Here is a 24,156-nt window from a genome sequence, read left to right as displayed (position 1 = left end):
GAGACTTTCTTAACCTTTACTAACCATTGAAGTTTATATTAATTGAGGTATAGGTCCATGCGCGTTTGTGTGATTGGTACAGGATATGTGGGCTTAGTAACTGGCGCTTGCTTAGCCCATATCGGTCATCAAGTAATCTGTGTAGACAACAACGAAGAAAAAGTTAAGCTGATGAAATCTGGACAGTCGCCCATCTATGAACCAGGACTGTCGGAAATAATGCAGGAGTCAGCTAATGCAGGTAGACTTGAGTTTACCACAGATTTGGCGGCTGGGGTAGACCATGGGGAAATTTTATTCATTGCAGTGGGAACTCCCCCCCTACCTACCGGAGAAAGTGACACTCGTTATGTGGAAGCTGTGGCCAGAGGGATTGGATCCCATCTCAAGGATGGTTACAAAGTAATTGTCAACAAATCAACGGTACCCATTGGTTCTGGAGATTGGGTAAGGATGATTGTCCTAGATGGGGTAGCTGAACGCCAGAAATCTTTGGTAACTGCAGGAGGGCAAGCTGAAACTGAACCAGCAGAAGACATTACGGCGGATTTTGATGTGGTCAGTAATCCAGAGTTTCTCCGAGAAGGTTCAGCAGTTTACGATACCTTTAATCCAGACCGTATTGTCCTAGGAGGCAATAGCGAAAAAGCGATCGCAATGATGAAGGAACTGTATCAACCAATTGTCGAACGCCAGTTTGCTGAAGACAAATCCCTTCCCCCAGTTCCAGTGCTAGGTACAGATCTCAGCTCAGCTGAGATGATTAAATATGCGGCTAATGCCTTTTTGGCTACTAAAATTAGCTTTATTAATGAAATTGCCAATATTTGCGATCGCGTAGGTGCTGATGTTACCCAAGTTGCCCAAGGAATTGGTTTAGATTCCCGGATTGGCAACAAGTTTTTACAAGCAGGAATTGGCTGGGGTGGTTCTTGCTTCCCCAAAGATGTCTTAGCACTACTCCATACCGCTGAAGATTACGGTTATGAAGCGGATTTGCTGACAGCCACTGTCAGTGTCAACAAACGCCAACGTCTACTTGCGGTTGAAAAACTCCAGAAAGAGCTGAAAATCCTCAAAGGTAAAACAGTGGGGCTGTTGGGTTTGACCTTTAAGCCCAATACTGATGATATGCGGGATGCTCCTGCTCTAAATCTGGTGGAGGAACTAAACCGACTCGGAGCCAAGGTCAAAGCCTATGACCCAATTATTTCCCAAACTGGGATGCGTCATGGTCTATCTAACGTGATTGTCGAAACGGATCCAGAACGGTTGGCTGATAGCTGTGATGCTTTAGTGTTAGTTACAGATTGGGATCAGTTCCAGAAGCTCGACTATGGTAAGATGGCCGAGCTGATGAATCATCCGGTGATCATTGATGGTCGCAACTGCCTAGATCGGAACCAGCTAGAACGTGCTGGTTTCTCGTATTTGGGAATTGGTTGTTGAACTATATCCCCTCCTCATAGAGCTAGGATTGATCGTCAACCTAAAGTTGTCAGAGCAGCTGATTAACTCTATCTGACAACTTTACCTTTAAAACTTCCCGACAAACCTCTGACTTGGGAAAATCAAGTTGTGTTGTTACTTCCTGCTCCAGGGATCAGGACTTTCCTGGAGCGCTTTGGTCACAAAATTAGCGGCATCTTTTAGGTGCGACCCGTGGCGAATTTAATAATTAGATGCGGAAAGCGCACCTTTAGAATTTTTGTGATAGCAAGTTTACCTGACTTATATGTAAATTACCATAAGTGAAATCCTGTACTAGAATAAATGAGGGGTCAAACCCCTCATTTATTTGGTGAAGACTAGCTGAGTACCCAAACCCCATCCCCAAAGCTAAAAATCTTAGTTGTTGGGATTTGGCAACAACTTTGTGTTAAGACTAATGTTGGTGTTGATCAAGAACAAAAGCCCAGTCAGCACCCCGCACCCTTGGTGACGGGGCATAAAGCATCTAAATTTAGTTAACTAACCAGTAATCCCCATTAAAATTGGCTAGGTGTACGGCAAGTCTTAAAGTCCTACCCAAAAATCGGCACTACCACAAAAGGGCAGGTCAGGGAACTGATTTGGTTGTTAACTATTGGGGGGATTAGATATGTGGATGGTTTAATGGCTTCATGGATGCCAGCAACCATTGATTATCAGCAAACCTGATCAGTAACCCAAGCGTGATCTAGTTGGCGACAAATCGAGCTAAGCACTAAACTCTAGTAATGGTAATTTTGGTGATAGTTTTGGCTTAGATTCACTAACAGTCCAGGTAAATATGAGGTATATGAGCTAATATTGGTTCATTTTTCCACAAAAATGAGCCAAAATCCTCTAAAACTGGGTGCGTCCTAAATTTTTGACCATAACTGGTCAGGCAAGATCAATGAGAGTGGAGGTAGTATGAGTCGCCCAAAACCAAGCCCTTTCCTAGAGCGGCGACAGGGTTTACAGAAAGGATTGATTAGTCAAAAAACCCAGACAATCCAGCAAACAACTAGTCAATGTCTGAGATGGATAGTTAAGAATGTCCTTCTATGGATGCAACTGCTTAGTACTGGGTCATTCGCCGTAGTCTGGATGCTGTCCTTGAGTGCCATTGAACCAGCTCAGGCAACTGCTATATCTAAACATACTAAGTTCTTAGAGCAGCTCCGGACAAATCAGAGCAATGATTCAGGTCAATCCGTTAGTGAGGAAAGTGAAAAAGCCCCCCAAACCAAAATTATAGCACTAGGAAAGCTTGGAAGTAAACAGGAGAAAATCCCTGAGCCAACTAAGACCCAAAAGTCTTCTGTCCCAAGGACCAACTCCACCAGAAAACTGGCTTCATCTGTGCTGCCGCACTCTAAATCCCAGACTGAACAACCAGCTAAACGGGCAGCTAAGCCTAAGTTAGGGTCACGCCAGTCAAGGGCTACCCCTAAGGCTATCCCTCCACTGCTTAAAACCAAGGCGGCTCAGCCCAGTTCTGCCGCTACCAGGCCAGGGGATTTACCATTATCTCGGTTGCAGCAGCAACAATTAGCCAAACGGGACTCTACAGCTAAAGCTGTTTCTGCACCGCTGAAAACCCAAAGCTCAGCTACCCCAAGAACTGCCTCCAAAAAAACCGTAGCTGCTCCAATCCAGGCGACAGCTAAGCCCCAGCCAGAGGAGATAGCCAAAGTTATTCCAGCACGGCCCAAAGGCAAAAAGTCTGCTGTACAAAGCAGTAACGGTAGAGAAAACAGCACTACCCTAGCCCAGCCGAGACGTAACCGCCAGCAAGGACAATCAACTAAACCCAAGTTCAGGTCACCCTATGCCAGGTCTAGAGCTAGGGCAGTCCCAGCCTTCGGAAAAGCCCAAGCCTTGGCTTCTCCAAACACCACCACTAGCAAAAAGGTGGGTTCGAGAATCCCTGAGTTATCTCAACAGCCTCAAAAACCAGGGAAACTGGATCTAAAACCAGGACACAGGGATGGGTTAGCCAAGTCATCTGTGCCCAATAAAACTAAAGTCTCTTATCGACCTAACCATGAGGTTACCTCGAAACTAGGCTCACCAGCCCCAGAGTCGTCGGAACTAAAACAGAGCAAACCAGCTAACTCTAAGCTAGTCACCCAGAAGAAATCTGCTAACACTAAAGCTGACACTAAAGCTGACACTAAAATAGACAAGTTAGCGTTAACGCCATCACCTCAAAAGCCTCTAGTGTCATCATCGACCCTAAACCTAGAGCAAATAGACTTAAAGTTCACGGAGTTCAAGCTCAGCCAACTGTTGCCCTATGGCAGCAGTTCGAGTGTGGATTTGGAAGGAGTAGTTCCAGCTAAGTGGAGCAACTGCCAAACAAACACAGCCTGTAATCAGCTGCTGCCATCCCTAATTCCGAAGTTAGTTCCAAATAGTGCCAACTCTAGCTCCAACCAGCAGACAACCTCCCAAGCAAAAACGGCACCTTTGCCAGTACCAACAGGGCCAATTCCCTCCAATGCTGGTAAACTTCCCAAAAAATTCAAGCAACTGCCTCCTTCCCCACCAACCCTGCCGGAACAGCTAGGGCAAGGAACGGCGAAACCCCTATTTCTGAATAACTACCAAAACCAATCGGTAGGACAACTGCCTGTATTCCCACAAACCAAGACACCAGCGCCATTGCCAGCACTTCCTAACTCGATGCCGTTGGGAAGCAATACTCCTAACCCGAATTGGGGCTATTTCCCTTACGTGCCACAAACGGTACTATTGATGCCGATGATGCCAGGAGTAACTGGGTCGATGCCGTTGGGTACGAGTAATGGTAATCCTGGTCAATTGCCCTACGTACCACAAACTTTACTATTGATGCCAACGGCAGGGTTCGGCATGTCTACCCCCCAGGGAATAAATAGTTATAGCCCTAGCTATAACCCTAGCTATAACCCTAGCTATAACCCTAGCTATAACCCTAGCTATAACCCTGGGTTAGGTCAGCTACCTTATTTGAGAACTACACCGGCTCCCCTGCCAGCCCCAGTCAATCCCATTCCGATGGGGGGTACTACCTATAACCCTGGCTTCGGTCAGTTGCCCTACCCGAGACCCATGCCCGCTCCTCTGCCAGCCCCAGTAAATCCCATGCCCATGAGGGGTAGTCCTTACAATTCGGGTTTAGGTCAGCTGCCCTATCTGAGAAGTTCCCCAGCCCCCCGGCCAGTAGTCCCGATTAATCCCATTCCCATGGGGGGCACTAGTTATGGCTTGGGCTTAGGTCAGCTACCTTACTTAAATACCATTCCAGGGCAGGTACCAGGGCAAATCATGGCAGTACCAGTGGTGCCAAATCCCAACATCCCTGGCTTGAGCCAGTCTCCTTTCCCAACTACCCCCCCAGGTCAGGTACCAGGGCAAGTCATGCCCATCCCAGTGGTGCCAAATCCCAACACCCCTGGCTTTGGCCAGTCTCCTTTTCCAGCCACACCCCAACCACCGCTACCAGGGCAAGTCACTCCGATCCCAGTGGTGCCAAATCCCAACACCCCTGGCTTTGGTCAAGTACCCTTCTTCCAACCAGCACTACAACCCTGGCCACCGGCTCCCAACTCAAACCTAAATCGTCCAACTTCTCCGCCAGGCAATTCAACCGCCCAATCCACCGGTCGCCCGTTGCTGCCTAGCACCGCTCTAACCCCAGCATCCTTGCGTTTCCAGGGCAGCTTCGTGACTCAAGGGGAAAATTCAGTAGCCAGAGCTCGCTTGGACGGAAACTATGTGCTAACGCCCCAATTCCTGTTTGGAGCTACCCTAGATCTGACTAGCGAAAATGACCAATTGGTAGACTCACCTAACGAAGGGGCAACTATCAATCAGTTGTTCTTTACGGCTGCTCCTGCTAGCACCTTACCCACTCTGCGGTTTTCCGTCGGTCAGTTGGATTTAACGTCCTACTTTGATCGGAATAGTTTTGCCAAGGATGGGGTAAGCCATTTCTTTAATCCAGTTTTTCAAACTAATCCAGCCTTGAGTGCTACTGCGATCGCATCTCGTCCAGGTTTATTGGTTAACTGGGCAGTGACAGACAATATAGAAGGCAAAGTTGCTCTGTTTTCATCAGCTGAGAGTCTGGAGCGATTTGACCTCAATGGCTTGGCAGGAGAAATTGGTCTGCGCTACGATAATGTGATCGTGCGAGGAACCTATGCCTCAGGCAGGGATGGTGGTGCCAATAGTGGCTTCCGGGAAATTTTCTCCATCGAACGGGGAAGGGATGACTTTGGCATCAACAAGAATGATGATGAAGAAGCATTTGGTGTCAATGGCGAAGTGTTTATTCCTGAACTGAATATGGGCATATTTGGTCGCTATGGGATTTACCGCAACCGGGATTTGGATGAAGAGGGAAACACCTACAGTTTCGGAATCACCTTCTTGGATTTATTTTCTAAGAATGACCGGGTAGGGTTAGCCTATGGTCGGGATCTGTCCAATGAGGAATTGCGCCAGGAAAATGGGGATGATGTACCAGATGTGTTAGAGCTATACTACGATTTCCAATTTTTACCGAATGTGCGGCTTGGTTTTAGCCTTCAGCAACGCAATAGTTTCAAGGAAACGTTTGCCGGATTTCGATTGAAAACCGATTTTGATGTAACTCCTAGAGGTAGGTTTACTCCATGATTCTAGAGGAAGGCAAAAGGAACAAGGGAAAAGGCTTACCCCCCATAAAGAGCGGAGAATCCTCAGGTCAGAGGCAAAAGGCAAAGGGACTGGATTCACATTGCCATCAGTGTCGCCGTGTGGTAAATTCTTTACCCATTTACCTCTTACCCTTGACCGTTTACCTCTTACCCTTAACTGTTTCCCTTTTCCCTCTTGCCTTTTGCCTTGAGGCAGCTCAAGCCCAAACTATTCCGGTGCCGATTATCAGAGCCTTTAATCTGCTCAGGGAAGGACGAGTGGAAGAGGCAATTAAAGAGTTTGAGCAAGCTGTCCAGCGTTATCCCCAATCCATTGATGCGAAGATTGGCCTAGCCATCGCCTACCGCCGACAGGGATTGATTGACCAAGCTTGGGATGCCTATCAACAGGTGCTCGCTCAAGACCCCACCAATGAGTTAGCCCTAAGTGCAGTAGGTCTGCTAGGGACATATAAACAAGAATGGCAGACTCAGGGAATTGAAGCCCTTACGGTCTTGCTCGATATCAATCCCAATGATACAGAAGCTCGTGGCAGGCGAGCTCTGCTGTATGGTTATCAGCAGCGATTTGGTGAGGCGATCGCAGACTATGAAATTGTGCTGCAAACTGACCCTAGTCCAGATGTGCTAATAGGGGCAGCAGAAGTTTACACCTACAACGGTAACCCTCAAAGGGGTCTGGAACTCTTTAACCAATACCTCGCTACGGGGAATGTGATTAGTGGCTATGCTGTCCTGGCTTATGCCCAATCCTTAAGGCAAACCGGCAATGCGGCTCAGGCGGTGCAGGTTCTGGAAAACGAGTTAGTGGGGTTCGCCCTCATCGATCAACTCGACGACCTAGGCATCCAAACCAGAGCCGCCCTCTCCCAAGCCTATGCCGAAAATGGACAGATCTCTGAAGCATTGGCCGTATTAGAGCCTTTACAAGGTATCCCCCAAGCCACATTGCCCTTAGCGCGATCGCTAAATGAAATTCGCAATAAAAATCAAGATCCAGCCCTGGAACCCCAAGTCTCTATGCTCTACCGCCAGGCACTGGCAGAGAATCCTAATGACCCTAACTTAATTCGGGAGATAGCTGATGTGTTCACAGGCATACCCAGCGAACGGGCAACCGCATTGCAGCTTTACCAACAACAGCTTGCCTTCGAGCCTGATAACCGTAGTCTGATGATTAAGATCGTGGGTCTGGAAAGTCAGACCGGGTTAATTTCTCAAGCTCAATTGAGCAACCGTCTAGCGACCATACTGATTCCCCTACCTACTGAACCCAGCGAATTGCAAGCGGTGGCAGACGCCTTGATCCCGATCGAGCCGCCGGGGCCAGAATTTCTATCTATTTACCAAAATATCCTGGCATCTGGGGTTAACGCGCCCTTTTTGTACTTTCGGATCGCTCAACTTTACATTGAAGCCAATGACTTGATCTCAGCTAGAAATGCGTTGGCTACATATACCGCCACACCCCAGGGAGCTAACGATCTGGTAGTACAGTTGCTAGCGGCAGATATTGAACGTCTTGAGGGTAACTGGATTGCTAGCCGCCAGCGTTACCAAGCCTTGATTGCCAGCAACCCACAACGGGATATTCTCAATGGAGCATTGCAAGGATTGTCATCTATACTTCTGCTACAGGATAGACCAGGGGAAGCTGTGGCAGTTTATGACCAACTAGTGGCGCTCAATCCTAGTGATGTTAACCTACAGCTAGCACGAGCTACAATTGCCTATCAAGCGAATCTGATTCCAGAATCCCAAGCTGAGGCATTTGTCTACTATTGGTTGCAGACACAACCCAATGTGCTTCCGCCCCAAGAACTCTTTGCTCTAGTCGGTGCTCTACCTGCCAATCCCACACGGGAACCCCTATACATTTCGCTGCTGCAATCTGAACCAGACAACATACCAGTAAACCGCCGTTTAATTCAGGTTATTGCTCAGCGTAGTCCAGAATTAGCTAGAGCTCAGGTGATTGAATTAGTCAATCGGGCTCCCTACTCCGTTCAGACATACTTGTTGCAGGGGCGATTGGCAGAAGCGATTGATCAGTTAGACATAGCAGAACGCGCCTATCAGGTGATTTTGACCGCAGAACCCAGTAACACTGAGATTATTGCTGCTTTAGGTGGTGTTCGTTTCCAACAACGACGCTTTGACTCCGCCAAGCAACTCTATTATAGGGGTCTTGCGATCAAACCCCTGGATTTCGGGGTACGTCGTGCCTTAGTTGGACTAAATCAGACAGAAGATTTTAAAGTCAAAGCCCTAGAACAGTTGGAACAGCTACGACTGGAGGAATTCAGTCGAGGGTCTAGTACTGCTACCCTGTCCCGTCAGAGACAGCAAATCCAAGAAGGATTTCTGTTCCGCAGGGGTTTCCAACCGCCTTGGGAACGTTTTGATTAAGGATAAAAAATGAAGTCTAGATGAAGTGTCAAGTGTAAAGAATAAATTCTAAATGAAGTATAAAGGATGAAGTGTCAAGGATGAAGAATGAAGTGTCAAGGATGAAGGATGAAGTATAAAGGATTAAGGTATGACAAGGGAAAATCCCAAATGGCAATTAACACTTAAAAATTGGCAGTTTTATAATCACAAATGAATAATCCAGAAATTTAAAGCCAATATCAGAATTGAATAATTCTGAACTCTGATGTTTTTAGGCTAGGCTTAGGTTCAGACTTCTTCCCTTAAAAGACTACGTTGGATCAATCCAGAGGCTTGTATCCAACTATGTTTGAGGAGTAAATGTAAGAGCCGCAAATTTACGATGTCATACAACAGCCGTCAAGGTTTATTTATGGGTCGCACCCTCAGCGTTTCTATCGTTACTTTCACCATTATGTTGTTGAGTCTATGGGGTTGTGCTCCCCATCAATTGTCAAGACGATCTCCAACCCCTTCACCACCCCAGTCATCACCAAGCAAAACGCCTTCAGTATACCGTGAGTATCCTGAACCAGAGGCTCCCCAGACTGCTTTACCTATAGACGAAAGCGGTATTATAGCAGAAAGTTGGACTGTATACAAAGAGAAATTTATTCAAAAAGACGGGCGAGTCATCGACTACGAAGCAAGCGATCGCTCAACCTCTGAAGGGCAAGCCTATGGGATGCTGCGAGCGGTAATTGCCAATGACCCCACCACCTTTGCCCTGACCTTAGAATGGTCTCAAAACAATCTCAAGCGCTCAGGAACTAATGGTACTCTCGAAGACCAACTTTGGGTGTGGAAGTGGGGTCGTGATCAAAGCGGTAACTGGGGTGCGATTGACAGAAATTTTGCCAGCGATGCCGATATTGATGCAGCAACAGCATTAATCCTAGCTTACCGCCGCTGGAATCGTCCGGAATACTTGGACTTAGCCTTAATTAAGCTGGAAGATTTGTGGAACTTGTCCACCAAAGAGGTAAGGGGAAAGCGCTATCTTTTGCCAGGACCTGTAGCAGCCTTTGTGCCTTCTCCATCAATTCTATATCTCAACCCCTCATATCTTGCTCCTTTCTCCTTTCGTCTCTTTGCCCAAGTTGACCCCAACCATGACTGGTTAAGTTTGGTGGATAGTAGCTACCAGGTGTTAAGAGAGTCTTCCCAGGTTTCTGCTGTAGGCTTACCCAGCGATTGGATAGCCTTTGACACCGAAACTGGTCAATTCCAGCCATTGCCACCAGACAGTCCACTCAAAAGTTCTTATAGCTTTGATGCCTACCGAGTGTGGTGGAGAGTTGCTTGGGATGCAGCTTGGTTCAATACCCCAGAAGCATTTTCCTATCTCGGTACTGCCACGCAGCATTTGCAATCCCTGTGGCGTTCTTCTTCAAAGCTGCCCGCCAGGATTGACATCCAGGGAAAACCAACGGTGACTTACGAAGCCACTTCCCAATATGCCATGCTTTATTCTGCCCTACGTTTAATTGAACCAGCCATGGCTAGAGAATTGATAGAGCAGAAACTAATACCACAATATCAGGAAGGGATTTGGGATGATCAATCGGCCTACTATACCCAAAACTTAGCTTGGTTAGGGTTATTGCCTACCACAGCCATCGACCGCAACCTGTTAAATCCCAGTTAGGGAGGGGAATAGTTTAAACATACCAATAACTATACCGATAAATATACCGATCAATCTATACCGATCAATCAGGTGATACAGGTGACAAAAATGGTCTCAATCGTTAAAGTTAAGCCTAAGCCATACAACTTTTCTTTATAAATTAAGGGTGATCTTACTATTCTCCTAGTATTCTCTATAGTTACAATTATGAAATTCTTGTTTCGCCGCTCCCAAGCCCAAGATCCTACGACTAATCATCAACGACGTGCTCTCTATGGTCCTAGATTATCCTTATTGCTGCTATGTACAAGCATGGTCTTAACCCTGGGCATCGGTACTACCCTAACTAGAGCTCAAGGGGACGGTAACCTCAGAAAACAGGAAGACCAGTTCATCCAGAAGTACACCTTACCCAAAACTCCCACTAAGGCTCCAGTCTACAAACCTAGACCTCGTCCTCGTCCTCGGCCAGCTGCCCGACCTAGACCAAAAGCTGCTCCGGCAGCGCCACGACAAAGACGCTCTAATCGTGCCCCAGCAAGGGTTGCTCCCGCCCGACCTCGGCCAGCTGCCCGACCTCAGCCACGGCGGACCCAATCCCCCTCCCAGCCCCAACCTCGTTCACAGCCCCAATCTACTCCAAATCCGATTTCTTCTACCCCGAATATCCCATTAAGTGAGTACATCTTGCAATTTAATCGCTCTCCGATTGTAGGCAATCGCCTCCGTATGCGGGGGGTTTATTCGGAAGCAAGACTGGGCTTTACCCGTCCTCGGGGTTGGAAGATAAAAACCGCCAAAGCCTTAATCCGCTTCCAGCATTCACCAGCCCTGATGGCAAATCGCTCTAACCTGACCTTGCGGATTAATGGCACCAGTGTGGCAAGTGTCCCTCTCAACCGCAAGCAGTCTCAGGTGGCTAACGTCATGTTTGCTATCCCAACGACCCTGATCCAGGACTACAATGAACTTTCCCTAGTAGCCCAGCAACACAACACCAAGGGTTGTACGGATGGAGGGGATGCCACGTTGTGGACTGAGGTTTTGCCGGATTCAAAATTAATCTTCCAATACCAAGTTGAACCTATTCCCCTAAACTTCAGTCGCTATCCTTATCCTTTCTTTGATCAACTCAGCTTAGATGCCAATCCCATTGCTTATATGCTGCCGCAGGGGAATGTCCAGACCCGATCCGTGGAGTCCTTAGAATCTTGGTTGACTGCTGCGCCTCGTTTACAGGCTTCCCTAGGCAGGTTGGCTGACTTCCGTCCCATTACCACCCGTTTGGTAGAGACTATCGACGAATTAGAGTGGGGCGATAGTTTAGTTGTGATGGGGACTCCTGGAAATCAACCGGTTTTGAAGTCTTTAGAACTGCCCTTTACCTTCTCCGGGAATCAAATTTTAGATGGGACTCAGATTCCCTTACCCGATGATGTCGGTGTGCTGGCACTTACCACCGTCAATGATGGCAGTAACCCGGTCTTGGTGGTGACTGGCAATGGTTCAGATGGCGTGAAAAAGGCTGCCCAGTTTTTAGTACAGCCAGATACCAGTAAACTTGGCACAGGTCAATTAATTTTCGTGGATCAGGTTCCGGATGTACCAATACCATCCTCCAGAAATTGGCCTGGTTATTTGCCAGAAGAAAATTCCTTTACTCTAGAAGACATCGCTACTCAGCCCAATGGTAAACCCTTTAAGGACGTCACAGTGCGAGGCACTTCAGCACCACCGGTAGAGTTTGATTTTCGGGCCTTACCGGATGATCGCTTTAAACGGGGCAGTTCCATGAATTTAGTTTACAGCTATGGTCCCCAGGTCAATCCTCGCACCTCTGCTGTAGAAGTCTTACTAGATGATGTACTAATTGGTGGTAAACGCTTGACCAAGAGGGATGGCTCACAGCGAGAAACCCTGAAAGTGGATCTTCCTGCCAATCTGATTAAACCCACCTCTAAAATCAAAGTTGCTTTCCGGCTGAACCCCAGGGAACCAGAGGAGTGTGGTAAAATCACCGATCAACAACTAACGGGTACGGTTCATGCTGAGACCAGCTTCAAAGTTAATCGGGAGCCCTCAGTTCAACTACCTAATCTAGAACTGTTGCAAGTAGGTTACCCATTTGCAGCTCCTCAAGATTTGTCTAATACAGCGATCGTGTTGTCAGAGACGCCATCTGATAACGATCTGCTCACCCTCATGGCTATCAGTGAGCGTTTAGGACGTCTAAGTAAGGCAGATTCAGTACAAATGGATGTTTACACCATTGAACAATTGCCTGATCAGATCAAGAGGAAGCGAAATCTAGTTGGAATTGGCACCAGGGAGGAATTTCCCTTTCCAGAGGTATTTGAGTCAAGTGGTTTGCGTTTGAGTAATGCTCTAGGACGTCAGTGGGGTGAAGCTAGTGTCCAGACTCTACCGGATAGTGAAGGGGTAATTAAACAAATCATGTCTCCCTATAACAATCAGCGGGTACTTTTGGCTTTGAGTGGTCAAACGGAAAATGGCTTAGACCGCGTGCGGCAGATTCTCACTAAAGATTCTTGGTTCTACCAGTTGCAGAAGGATACGGTTTTAGTTAGTAGTTATCAACAAGACCCTGCTGGTTATGACCCCGATGCCTATAAGCTAGAGTTCTTTGAACTAGCCGGTTCTAAGAAGCGCATTGAAAAAACCTCCGCCCTCAGTAAAGCATCGTTCTTCCTCCAACGAAACTGGTGGTTCCTAGCTTTAGGTATTCTGGGGGTAACCTTCCTACTTTATGGCATTAGCCAGTTGTACCTCAAGCGTGTGACAGATCAAAAAAGTCATTAGGAATTAGTGATTAGTGATTATTCTTTAGTTTTAATTAGTCTTTAGGATTGTTTGTCTATTAAATAGGATTAAATCAAAATTCCACTGTCAGCTATCAGCTGATAGCTGACGGCTGAATACTTACATCAATATTAGTTTCACATCTCAAATCAAAATGCTATAAATTGCTATGTCTTTTTCCTTATTCAAACAATCGAGAAATAGGCAAAATCGCCCTCGTCGATCCCCTGTAATTACATTACTCGTTGATCGCCTACCTCGGTTTTTTGACCGAGTCCTAGCACGGCTAGGGTCGAATCACTTGTCGTGGCTGATTTTGCTGCTGGTGTTGCTATCCATACCCCTGATTACTACACCCCTAACAGTCAGGCAGCAGGGGATTGTAGCGATCGCACTAATATTGGTTGGTCAAGTGGTAGTGCGCACTGAAGCCAAACAATCTGATAAAACAGTCAGTGAGTATTTTCATCTGTTTTTAGTATGGCTGAGCCTGGTGACCACCATGCGCTACCTATACTATCGCTTTGCCTATACCCTAAATTTTGATACTTGGATCAACGGGTTTTTCTGTGTGCTGTTGTTGGGGGCGGAATTGTATGCAATTCTAACCCTATTGCTAGCTTATTTTCAAACTCTCAAAATCAAAGACCGAGAAACCGTTGATCTGGCTAACTATCCTCAAGACCAATGGTTCAAGGTTGATATCTACATTCCAACCTACAACGAGCCTGTGGAAATTGTCCGCAATACAGCAGTAGCCGCTCTGGCTATGGACTATCCGGAGGATAAAAAACAAGTCTATGTCTTAGATGATGGCAGAAAGTATCCAGAGCGTCGCAAAAAGTTGAAGCAGATGTGCGAAGAAATCGGCTGTAAATTGCTGACTAGACCTAACAATGATCATGCCAAGGCAGGTAATATCAACACAGCGTTTAATACTACCAAGGGCGATCTGGTATTGATTCTGGACTGCGATCACATTCCAGTGCGAAAATTGCTGATGCGCACAGTCGGGTTTTTCTACAACCCAAACGTATCCTTTGTGCAAACGCCCCACTGGTTCTTTAACCCCGACCCCTTTGAGCGAAATCTCCAGACTAAGGGTGAGATTCCAGTGATGAATGAACTCTTTTATAAAGTACTGCAAAAGGGCAATGACTTCTGGAATGCTTCCTTTTTCTGTGGCTCAGCAGCGGTAATTCGCAAAAACCATGCGCTGGAGATTGGGGGAATTGCCGTTGAAACCGTTACAGAAGATTGTCACACGGCCTTCCGACTCCATTCCTTAGGTTATGAGTCAGTGTACTATGACCAGATTATGGTTGCTGGCTTAGCCCCTGAAACCTTTGCCTCCTATGTGGGTCAGCAAGTGCGTTGGGCAAGGGGAATGGCTCAGATTCTACGGCTAGAATTCCCCTTGTTGAACTGGAAGGCAAAACATCTCACCTTAGGCCAGCGGATTTGTTATTTTTCAGCCACCTCCCACTTCTTCTATGGCTTTCCCCGGCTGATTTACGCTGTCACTCCCACTCTATTCCTATTGTTTGGCATCAATCCCATTCAGGGTTTGGGGCTAGAAACCTTATTTTATGCCCTGCCCCATCTACTGATTAGCCTCAATGCTAACTATATCACCTACAAAGAAGTTCGCTTTTCCTTCTGGAACGAGGTGTTTGAATTTGTGATGTCATTCCAGACGGGGTATGTCACTCTGATGGCGGTGATTAACCCCAAGCTCGGTTCATTTAATGTAACTGACAAGGGGGTATCGGTTAGTCAGCGGAGTTTTGATTGGCAGTCAGTACAGGGTCTTTTGGTAGTAACAGCTATAGTGATTGCTGCCTTACTAGCTGTTCCCTTTTGGCTGCTGCTCCGTCCAGAAGATGCAGAAGCGGTCTTGGTTAACGCCATGTGGTGCGTCTTTAACTTGATTCTGCTGACAGCAGGTTTGTTGGTTGCCTTTGAACAACCCCAACAACGCCCCAAACACCGCCTGCTACGACGCCTTCCGGTGACAATTCACACCACTGACCAGAGTTGGCCAGGGGAAACGGTTAATATCTCAGAAAGCGGAGTTTTAATTGCCTTAGATAGCTGGCCCAACCTACCTGATCAAGTAGACCTTGAAATTGTGGGAGATTACGGCAGACGAGCCTTTGTTGCTGGAGAAATTATCCGCAAGACACCGATTAGTGACCATCAAGTTCACCTTGCGATTAATTTGATCAACCTCACTCAAGCTCAGCTAGATGATTTAGTCCTAGTAATTTATTCCGATGTCAGGGAGTGGTATTCCCAGAAGCGTGCGACCTTAGACCGACCCATGGGCTCCTTAGGTTTCTTAGCCACTGGTGTGTTCCGTGCCTTCCGAGAGTTGAATACCCAAACTAGTACTAAGGTGCGTAAACAGATTAGGGCTACTGTTCAGCTTTATTGGGAAGGTAAGTTTTACAGTGGTAGGGCAACTGAAATGGGAGTGATGAGTTTACGGGTTGAATTAGAACGCAGCACTGCCTATTCTGATACCACGGAGCAAACTAGTCCATTGCTCACACCAGAAGATTTACGAAGAATGGAGCAAGACCAACCCTTCGTTGGCTTGCTATTGAGTCAGGAATCGACTAACCAGTTACCACAGCGATTGTTGGCTCAAATTGTGGATGTCGAAGATTTATCCGATCAAGTTGCCATTGAGTTGAAGTTCCCAGACCAATTAAAGCAGAAACAGGAGACCAAAATTAAACAGCTTTTGAAAGTACTGTAGTTGAAGGTTTAATCAGGTTGAAGGTTTAATCAGGTTGAAGGTTTAATCGGGTTGAACGCGCACGCGTGGCCTATTGGCCAAGGTTGAAGGTTTAATCGGGTTGAACGCGCACGCGTGGCCTATTGGCCAAGGTTGAAGGTTTAATCGGGTTGAACGCGCACGCGTGGCCTATTGGCCAAGGTTGACGGTTTAAACCTCACGGGGTAACAACAACCCTAAAGCTCTCTGGGTGATTGTGGGAGTAGTCCCAGTGCTTCGGCGTTCGCGTAGCGTCGCCGTAGGCCAATGGCATCTCAATCAGGGGAGATGTCAGAAATGCGATTGGGTAAATCCTGCCAGGGCGATGCGTTCGCGTAGGGTGGCCGTAGGCCAATCCCATTCAACTTTTATTTATCAAAAGGGAGAGTTTGAGAGGGAAAAGAATACCCCTTGACTAATAGTTTGGGGATGAATTTTCCCTTTCAAATAGTGTTAAGATAAAAGATAAAGGTCTTAAAAAACTGGGAATTGACCTTACTCAGCTACCCCCGGTGCGGGGGAAAGTTACGCCCTAGGAGATAACAATCTATTTGGTTGTGCCTGGGAATCCCCATCCAAGACGGTTGGGGAAGTTCAATGCCCTGATGCCAACATTTGCTTGGGTTTGTAGTCAGACCCCAGCTTGTTGGCACAGAATCCTAAATGACGGCTTTGACCAGGTTCGATCAATCGTCCCCAATCCAGCGGGGTGACCACATAGTCTTTAGAGGATTGAGAGTTTTCCATGTTACGGGGTTGGAAATTACCATTCCAACTATTGTTAATTGCAGCTTGATTCATTTGGAATGTTAATTCCCAGTCTTCAACCTTAGTACTGCCCTCATTGATAACCTGTATACCGATGCAAAATCCTTCTTGCCAATCTGAATGCAGGTTAGGTACCACTTTTAAAGGGACACGGTTTCGAGTCTGTGACCTTGTAGAGAGATTAGGGTTAGGGAGATTAGGGCTAGGTTCGGGTGTTGGCATTGGCTCCCTTAAACCTTGGTTGGTATCCGGTGGCGGTGAAGGTAAGGGTGCCATGCCGCTGGGTTTGGCACTGGGGGATGGTAAAGGTAGTGGCTCCTTTAAACCTGGATTAGCAAGGGGTGACGGTAGGGGAAGGGGTGTAACTTGCCTTGGTGTGACAGTTGGTGATGGTGCAGGTAAAGGTGCCGGTAACGGTGCGATTACACCAGGGTTAGTACGCAGGTTAGGTGCCGGTAACGGTGCGATTACACCAGGGTTAGTACGCAGGTTAGGTGCCGGTAACGGTGCGATTACACCAGGGTTGTTACGCAGGTTAGGTGGGGGTAGTGGTGCCACGCTCCTGGGTGTGGGATTGGATAGGGATGGAGGTAGTGGTGCAACCCTCCTGGGTGTGGGATTAGAGAGGGGTGGAGGTAGTGGTGCAACCCTCCTGGATGGTTGCCCACTTGGTGTTGGTGTAGGCATTTGCCCGATTGAGCTGGGTTGGGAATTTGGCAATGGCGTGGGCATTGGTTTGGTTCTGCCTGGTGGGAAACTTGGTCGCCGTATGGAAATTGACGGGATAATCGGAGCAACTCCCACGTTCGGGGCGAAATTGTTGGCAATTAGCAGTCCCTGAAGCAGTTGTTGTTTAGGACCCTCCACACTCTGCCAATCATCTTGCAGGATCCCGCCAGTATCCCCACTATTGGGATTCCAACTCCAGTAGGCAAAACTTAGATTGTTTCGATTAATGTAATCTACCAGCCGCCGCTTCCAGAGTCCCTCTTTTGAGTTAGGGTCTACCTCCTTACCACCGAATTCTCCGATCAAAATCGGCGCAATGCCTTCTCTAGCGATATAGTTCCAAGCAATTTCCCAGCGGTATTCCAAATTGTTAGGGAAACTCGGTTCTGAAAACCAAGGGTGATTGAAAACTCCAGGGCCGTATTCATGGGGGGAATAGACCAGCTTATTGGCATTAGACAAACGTACTGGATATTCCCTAACCCCTTCCAGATTACCCCCATGCCAATGGGTTGCTAGTCGTTGACGTGGAACATTCTTTTCCACACCTTCAACAACTATCAGCCAATTGGGGTTGACCGCAAGAATGGCATTACCAGCCCTCTGTGCTGCCAGTCGCCAGTCAGTGGCTAGATCGTTTGTTCCCCAGCTGGCTCGACCATGGGGTTCATTTTTCAGGTCTGCACCAATGACATTAGGCTGATTGCGGTAACGAGTTGCCAGCATTTTCCAGGTTTCTATCCAATCAGTTTCCGTAAACCCATCCCCATACCATAATGGAGGAATACGTTGGTCATTGAGTCGGTGACAGTCCAACAAAATTAATATGCCTTGCTGCTGGGCTTCCTTGATAATGGCATCCATGACCTCCAAGGGCGATTTACCGTAAAGCTCCCGATTGTTACCGATGTTGAAATCAATCCCACTGACCTCTGAGGCTCTTAGGGATTGGATAGAAAACGGCAGCCGAATCATGTTGTAGCCCAAGCTTTTGATCTGCGCCAACATATCCTTGTAGTCTCGTTTCCACAACCCATGAGGAGCATGCAACTCTGTCTCAATCCCAAACCAGTTCACCCCTCTGAGTAATATCGGGCGACCTAGGGAATCAAGTAGTTGTGATCCTTGGGTAGAAAGAGGTAGCTGCATGGTTCTTGCTGCATTGGCTGCATCAACAGGATGGTGAGAAGGCAAGGTTAATTCCATCAGGGATAAAAAGACTAACGCTAAGCCAAGACCAATGATTCGCCAAGGAAGTGTAAATTTGGTTCGCTGGTACTTAGGAAGCCTACTATGCCCAGGCTTGCGCCGTCGAGGCTGCCCGAAATGGCTGATGATTGTCAGCAGGATAGTTGATAGGATGCGGGCAACTCGGGATATGTGCCGGAAAAATCTAGACATCGGTTTCTACAAGAGAAGAGGTAGAGTTAGTCACAACTAGAGGTGCGACCCGTGGCAAATTTAATTCGCCAAGGTCAAGCGCACCTAAGAACTTGAGATTGAGCTTCCTTCACCCTGGCTAACTCGACAAACTAAATTAAGCAACTATATATAGGGCAATGGGTAGGTGACGATAGACAATCCCTTAATATCAATACCCAAAACTAGCCCTAATGTCAGTGTATCTCGTCAAAACCGAAACCAGAAAATGCCCCTGATTAAAAATCCTGTAATGCTTGATGGGTAAAGCCTAGAGTCGAAATCAGCAGGTGCGACCCAAGGGCGATTTACTCGCCCATTGGAAAGCGCACCTATAGGAATTTCTGGTGGGGGTTACACAACCTTCACAAAGTATTTTGACAGATTCCAAAGACTAAGTCAGGGCAGGTATTAAAAAAACTCAACAACTTTTGGGGGGGCATACAGTCAAATACTTATTGAACATGGGTTTTAGCTCCATAACCCTTTTTAGTTTCCCCCACATCCACGTTGAAAACCGTCCCTTTTTCAGGGAGTATTGTGAGCTACATAGCCCCTGAATTGTAAAGCTTTCAGGTGATCACTAGGAACTGCAAGTTTCAATCTAGACCGGGTTTATATAGCTTTACTAGTTATTCATATAAAATTCATCAAGTTAGTGAACCGTTTCATGAAAGTTTTATGAAACATGGGCTCACTACGGATTAACTTAAAGAAAAGCGAAAGTATTAAGGGGTGTAGCTACAAAAAACTTCTGCCGCTGACCACTGATAAGTAGTGAGCCAAAGACTAAACTCTTGACAATTTGATCAAAACTTGGCAGAGTTTTGCACGGCTCAGGTTAAATGGCTTATGCGGCAACTATCCAAGGAAACTACTGATTATGACATCTCCGATTAAACAATTTGTCCTGAAACCGATCGTATTTTCAGCTGCACTGTTTGCAGTCCTAACCATACCACTGGCTTGGTTTGGCTCTGAACCTTTGAATATCCAAGTGCAAGAGGAGCCAGTGTTTGATGGTAAACTAATGGACGTAGCTCCACCTTACTTGGGCTTAGCAGCGCTACTAAGTGTGACTCTAGGAACTGCTACGGTGGCGATCACTGGATGGCGCTCCGCTGACCGCAACCGGTCTGATATAGAGGCACAGTTATCCGGTCTTGAGGAAAATCTCAAGAAAAAGGAGGAATTGTTAGAGACACTTCAGCTCTCAGACTCTAGGTTAGATGCTTCTGGACTCAGGGAGTTTACCTCAGATAAAGACACTTCAGTATCTTTGAACGACAACTACCAGCCAATTACCAATCTTGAGCAAGTCAGTTCTGAACCCTTGCCCAAAACCTACCATCCGATTCCCGAAACTGGGTCGGTAACTGAACCAGTAATCATTAACACTCAAGCAGTGGACCATGAACCATCCACTAAACCCCCCACTAAACCCGACTTGGACGTGCGAGCAGCTACGGCTAGGTTTCCATCGGTTCAATCATTTCTAGCCTATGCTCCACCCAATGCTGCTCAGGAGCCACAGATTAACCCAACTTCCCTTAATCGTGATGAGTTTGACCAACTCTACACTAAAATTCAGCATCTGATGTCTCAGATGGTCACTGTAAAAAAGGCTATGGAAAGACGGTCACCCAAAACTTCACTCGAGTAGTCGTGATCAGATAGCTACCAAAAAAACTTGGTAATGGCTAATTCCTAGATATTGATAGTTAAGTCATATCAAGGGTTAGTCATTATCTTTTCTTACTAGTCAAACCGGAATCTTACGACGTAATGTTTTAATAAAAGCCCTAATCACCTCAGCTGGAGTGTTTCTAGTCTGTTCATAATGTTGATGTGGATTGCTTCAATAATTCTATTGCTTCAATAATTCAAGGTCTGATTCTTAAAGAATTATCGTCACAAAGTATGCAAGCACTGTCAAGATCAATGCTGAATTGCTTGAATGCACCCTGACTATGCACTGACATCATATGCACTGACATCAATTAAGCTCAGAATGATTGGAAAGCATTGCTACAATGCGGTCGAACCTTTTCCTATTTTGCCAACCTAGCCATAGGGGGAGAACTTGGGATTCTGCTAATTCTAGTACCAAGGATTGAATTTCTTGGTCAGATGCCTGTCCATAAAGCAGTAGTACTAAGAACCCATTGAGTTGCCCTGCCATTGTTTTAGCTTGAGGTAAGGCATCTATAGCTTCAGTCCAATGGACAGGGAACATCAAATGAAGTGGCTTATCGTCTCCCATGTGGATGAGAGTGGGTTTGAGGAGATTGCAAGTTCCATGAGGTCCCTCGTACCAAGGGCGATGATTTTCTAGGTACGCAGCTTCTGACTTTACCCAAGTATTCATTTTGTACCTCTAAGTTTATTATAGCTCTTATTTTCTTTATGGTAATTGATGAAAAATGGATTCGCTAAAATTCGTTGTAGTCTACAACGAACAAATCCTCTTAGGGTTTGCTCTTGAGAATTTATCCCGTGGGATAATAACTTATTCCCATTGGTATCCCAAGGTAATAGGTCTGGTGATATAAACGCTAAATTTATGTAGCTGTAGCTGTCGTAGTTGATTCTCTAAAAAGAACATGGATTGGTAGTATTTAGTCAGTTATGCAATGTTATAACGCTTAAATTTTAAAAAAATCCATAGTTTGCAATTAGTTTTTTTAAGTTATACTTTAGTTAACGACTAATTGAATTTATGGCCAATTTATCTTGACTTATATCCCCACACCAGTGAGGCGGGAATAACTTACGAGGAAGCGAGTTTTTTCAGTTATTGCTCTGACCAAGAGTCAAGATTTAGAGTGACAGTAACCTGGGATGAACCCGAAAAATTTCCCTTTACCTTTATCCTTATTGTGATGGCCAGGGTGCATCTCACTGTCTTGATGCAATAGCGAGTGGTTTGAAGTTACCGTAAGACAGTTGAGCCTTATTCACATAACTTAAACCAAATACCCATAACCTGCCGACGCTCATTGGCTCAACGTAATCAGGTTTCATCTCCGGGGGTTTCCCCCAAGACCGCGCTACCTCGCTGCATCGCTTTTACAATTAGGCAAAAATTCGCGCGAAAATTCCCACACTTCCCGCGCCCGGGCCCCACACTTCCCACACTTCCCTTCTTTTTTACAAATATGAGATGCACCCGATGGGCACAGGACAAGGGCTGATCGAAAAACTTGATCTCAAAAACCCTGGATTAGGTGGTGACTCCTATTAGTTTTTATGGTTCCTTGAGGAGGAATAGTGGTTTGGATTAACAAGTATAGCATTTTCAGGTGAAATGAAAACGCTATATACCTTGAGAGCTCCTCACTTATATATAGCGCTATAGTAATTGAGTAATTTAGTCAGTAATGCGATTGGCCGTAGGCCACGCTACGGGAACGCATATTTCCCAAGCCAGCAGTCCCTCACCAAGATCAAATTCTGAAACTCTGACCAAAGAGGGACTTTTGCATACATGACGTTTGCCTTTTCAAAAAAGGTACCCACACGGGTACTGTCCAAAGCTGGTGGCGTTTTCCATACTCAAAATACGAGTAAACAACACACAAGAAACGCAATGACCAGACATGGCCGACTCTATCTAAGAGATGTTCCCCAAGATCCAGATTCTACGATGGTAGGTTTGGCAGGCTTTTTCCTTCCCCCTCTTATCGAGCTCAGCGAAACCTGTTGCGGCATCTGACCTTTAGTCTAGCATCAGGACAAGCAGTTTCGAGAGCACTACGGATTAAACCGTATGTCTTATAGCGTTTCTCACAGTTATGAGGTACAGTCTTCTGGGAAGCTGATTCCCTGTTAGGTGCGCTTTCCGCATCTAATTATTAAATTCGCCACGGGTCGCACCTCTTGATGCAGCGCATCCCTATTCCCTATTCCCTATTCCCTATTCCCTATTCCCTCTTTTTTCTTCCCAGATCCGCTGTTCCGGTGATCTGCTGTTCCCTAAAATCCCGAAATTGTGTACCTCATAGCTATGATAATTGCTATATCTAAATCAAGACCAGGATTGGAGACCAACACTGGCTTCACATCCAGGCATATTTGGTATTGTCGATCTTCTTAAATTTGCTGGAGTTGCATAGAGACTATAGCAATCCTAAATCATTTCTAAAATCACTGGACTTCTTAAAAACTAGCTCCAACTCCTGTCCCTTCTGCATAGCTGCCTTCTGCCTTCTGCCTTAAAGCAGCCCATTTCTTTCACGAATCAGATCGGATTGCTATATCACTTGATAGGGTGCTATAAAATTATACCAATTCACTAAAACCTTGCTATCTATTATAGCAATCCTAAATCATTTGTAAAATCACTGGACTTCTTAAAAACTAGTTCCAACTCCGGTCCCTTCAGCATAGCTGCCTTCTGCCTTCTGCCTTAAAGCAGCCCATTTCTTTCACGAATCAGATCGGATTGCTATATTGCATAATGGGAAAGATTAAGGGGAAAATGTAAAGGTAAAATCTTTGACTTTTTTCCCTTAATCTTGAGTATAGTAATTTGTAGTATTCATAAGTATTAATTAAGTGAAATGGTACCCACAATTCTGGCTCTCGACTTTGACGGTGTTCTGTGTAACGGACTATTAGAGTATTTTCAGACCGCGTGGCGTACATACTGTCAAATTTGGAAACCCGCTAGTCAAACACCACCCGAGAATTTAGCAGCTAGCTTCTACCGCTTACGACCTGTGATCGAAACCGGCTGGGAAATGCCAATATTGATTCACGCGCTGATTCTCGGTATTTCAGAAGAGAAGATTTTGCAGGATTGGTCAGCAGTTGCCCAGTCTATCGTTAATTCCGAGACCTTAGACAGAACCGATATAGCTAAGCAGTTAGACACTATTCGGGATAAATGGATTACCACCGATTTAGATGCTTGGTTGAGTCTACACCAATTTTATCCTGGTGTGATTGAGCGGTTGGATCAAATACTTTCTACAAATACCACACAGCTATATATTGTTTCTACTAAAGAAGGACGCTTCATCAAGCAGCTATTGCAGCAACAAGGTATTAACTTACCACAAGAGAGGATTATTGGCAAGGAGTCCAAACGACCCAAACATCAAACCCTACGACAATTAATTGAAACTTTTCCAGGGGAAGCCGTAACACTATGGTTTGTGGAAGATCGGCTCAAGACCCTTCAATCTGTGCAACAGCAGCCAGACCTCAAACCGGTGAAACTGTATCTAGCTGATTGGGGCTACAACACCAAAGCTGAGCAAGAATCTGCTGGTCATGACCCGAGAATTCAGTTGTTGTCTCTTGAGCAATTTTCCCAGGATTTTTCAAATTGGCTCGATTAACTATTAGGTATTAGGTAAGCTATCAGCTATCAGCTATCAGCTATCAGCTATCAGCTATCAGCTATCAGCTATCAGCTA

The 24,156-nt window shown here is 46.2% G+C and carries 12 protein-coding genes; 9 read left to right on the top strand and 3 right to left on the bottom strand.

What is annotated here, in order from left to right; translation table 11 throughout:
• Positions 1–57: 57 nt before the first annotated feature.
• The 6 genes from F6K63_RS22585 to F6K63_RS22560 all read left to right on the top strand — a co-directional run bounded on the left by F6K63_RS22585 (position 58) and on the right by F6K63_RS22560 (position 15,799).
• Entirely contained in the window at positions 58–1,449 is a 1,392-nt protein-coding gene (locus tag F6K63_RS22585; RefSeq protein ID WP_008178714.1) for a UDP-glucose dehydrogenase family protein, read from the top strand.
• 948 nt (positions 1,450–2,397) lie between these two features.
• A complete protein-coding gene (locus F6K63_RS22580; protein WP_287313167.1) occupies positions 2,398–6,135 on the top strand; it encodes a hypothetical protein in 3,738 nt (1,245 codons plus the stop codon).
• Positions 6,132–8,564 carry a tetratricopeptide repeat protein gene (locus tag F6K63_RS22575; protein ID WP_287313166.1) on the top strand — a complete coding sequence of 811 codons (2,433 nt, stop codon included), beginning with the start codon at positions 6,132–6,134 and terminating at the stop codon, positions 8,562–8,564. Before F6K63_RS22580 ends, F6K63_RS22575 begins: the two co-directional genes overlap by 4 nt.
• Positions 8,565–8,928: 364 nt before the next feature.
• Positions 8,929–10,233, top strand: coding sequence for a family 8 glycosyl hydrolase (locus tag F6K63_RS22570; protein WP_202799141.1), 1,305 nt, complete (start codon positions 8,929–8,931; stop codon positions 10,231–10,233).
• 189 nt (positions 10,234–10,422) lie between these two features.
• Positions 10,423–13,035, top strand: a complete 2,613-nt coding sequence (locus F6K63_RS22565; protein ID WP_008178723.1) for a cellulose biosynthesis cyclic di-GMP-binding regulatory protein BcsB — start codon at positions 10,423–10,425, stop codon at positions 13,033–13,035.
• A gap of 169 nt (positions 13,036–13,204) precedes the next feature.
• Positions 13,205–15,799 (top strand): glycosyltransferase family 2 protein, encoded by a 2,595-nt coding sequence (locus F6K63_RS22560; protein WP_008178726.1) that lies wholly within the window; start codon positions 13,205–13,207, stop codon positions 15,797–15,799.
• Positions 15,800–15,995: 196 nt separating this feature from the next.
• Here F6K63_RS22560 and F6K63_RS22555 read toward each other — a convergent pair whose 3' ends face one another.
• Both F6K63_RS22555 and F6K63_RS22550 read right to left on the bottom strand, forming a co-directional pair.
• Positions 15,996–16,178: a hypothetical protein gene (locus F6K63_RS22555; RefSeq protein WP_131827007.1), complete on the bottom strand. Its 183-nt coding sequence runs from the start codon at positions 16,176–16,178 to the stop codon at positions 15,996–15,998.
• A 233-nt stretch (positions 16,179–16,411) separates the two neighbouring features.
• Positions 16,412–18,520, bottom strand: coding sequence for a cellulase family glycosylhydrolase (locus F6K63_RS22550; RefSeq protein ID WP_502708338.1), 2,109 nt, complete (start codon positions 18,518–18,520; stop codon positions 16,412–16,414).
• A 1,096-nt stretch (positions 18,521–19,616) separates the two neighbouring features.
• On the opposite strand from F6K63_RS22550, the gene F6K63_RS22545 reads away from it, so the two are divergent.
• On the top strand, positions 19,617–20,396 hold the full coding sequence (locus tag F6K63_RS22545; RefSeq protein ID WP_008178731.1) for a hypothetical protein: 780 nt from the start codon (positions 19,617–19,619) through the stop codon (positions 20,394–20,396).
• A gap of 333 nt (positions 20,397–20,729) precedes the next feature.
• On the opposite strand, the gene F6K63_RS22540 is transcribed toward F6K63_RS22545, so the two are convergent.
• Positions 20,730–21,101, bottom strand: a complete 372-nt coding sequence (locus F6K63_RS22540) for a hypothetical protein (RefSeq protein ID WP_287313165.1) — start codon at positions 21,099–21,101, stop codon at positions 20,730–20,732.
• A gap of 343 nt (positions 21,102–21,444) precedes the next feature.
• Between F6K63_RS22540 and F6K63_RS22535 the strand changes: the two genes are divergently transcribed.
• Positions 21,445–21,651 (top strand): hypothetical protein, encoded by a 207-nt coding sequence (locus F6K63_RS22535; protein WP_008178736.1) that lies wholly within the window; start codon positions 21,445–21,447, stop codon positions 21,649–21,651.
• A gap of 1,644 nt (positions 21,652–23,295) precedes the next feature.
• On the top strand, positions 23,296–24,078 hold the full coding sequence (locus F6K63_RS22530; protein ID WP_008178737.1) for an HAD family hydrolase: 783 nt from the start codon (positions 23,296–23,298) through the stop codon (positions 24,076–24,078).
• Positions 24,079–24,156: the final 78 nt, after the last annotated feature.

This window comes from Moorena sp. SIO1G6 (assembly GCF_010672795.1).
GTDB classification, from domain to species: domain Bacteria; phylum Cyanobacteriota; class Cyanobacteriia; order Cyanobacteriales; family Coleofasciculaceae; genus Moorena; species Moorena producens.
The sequence above is the reverse complement of the archived record's forward strand: the minus strand, read 5'-3'. Positions and strand labels throughout refer to the sequence as shown.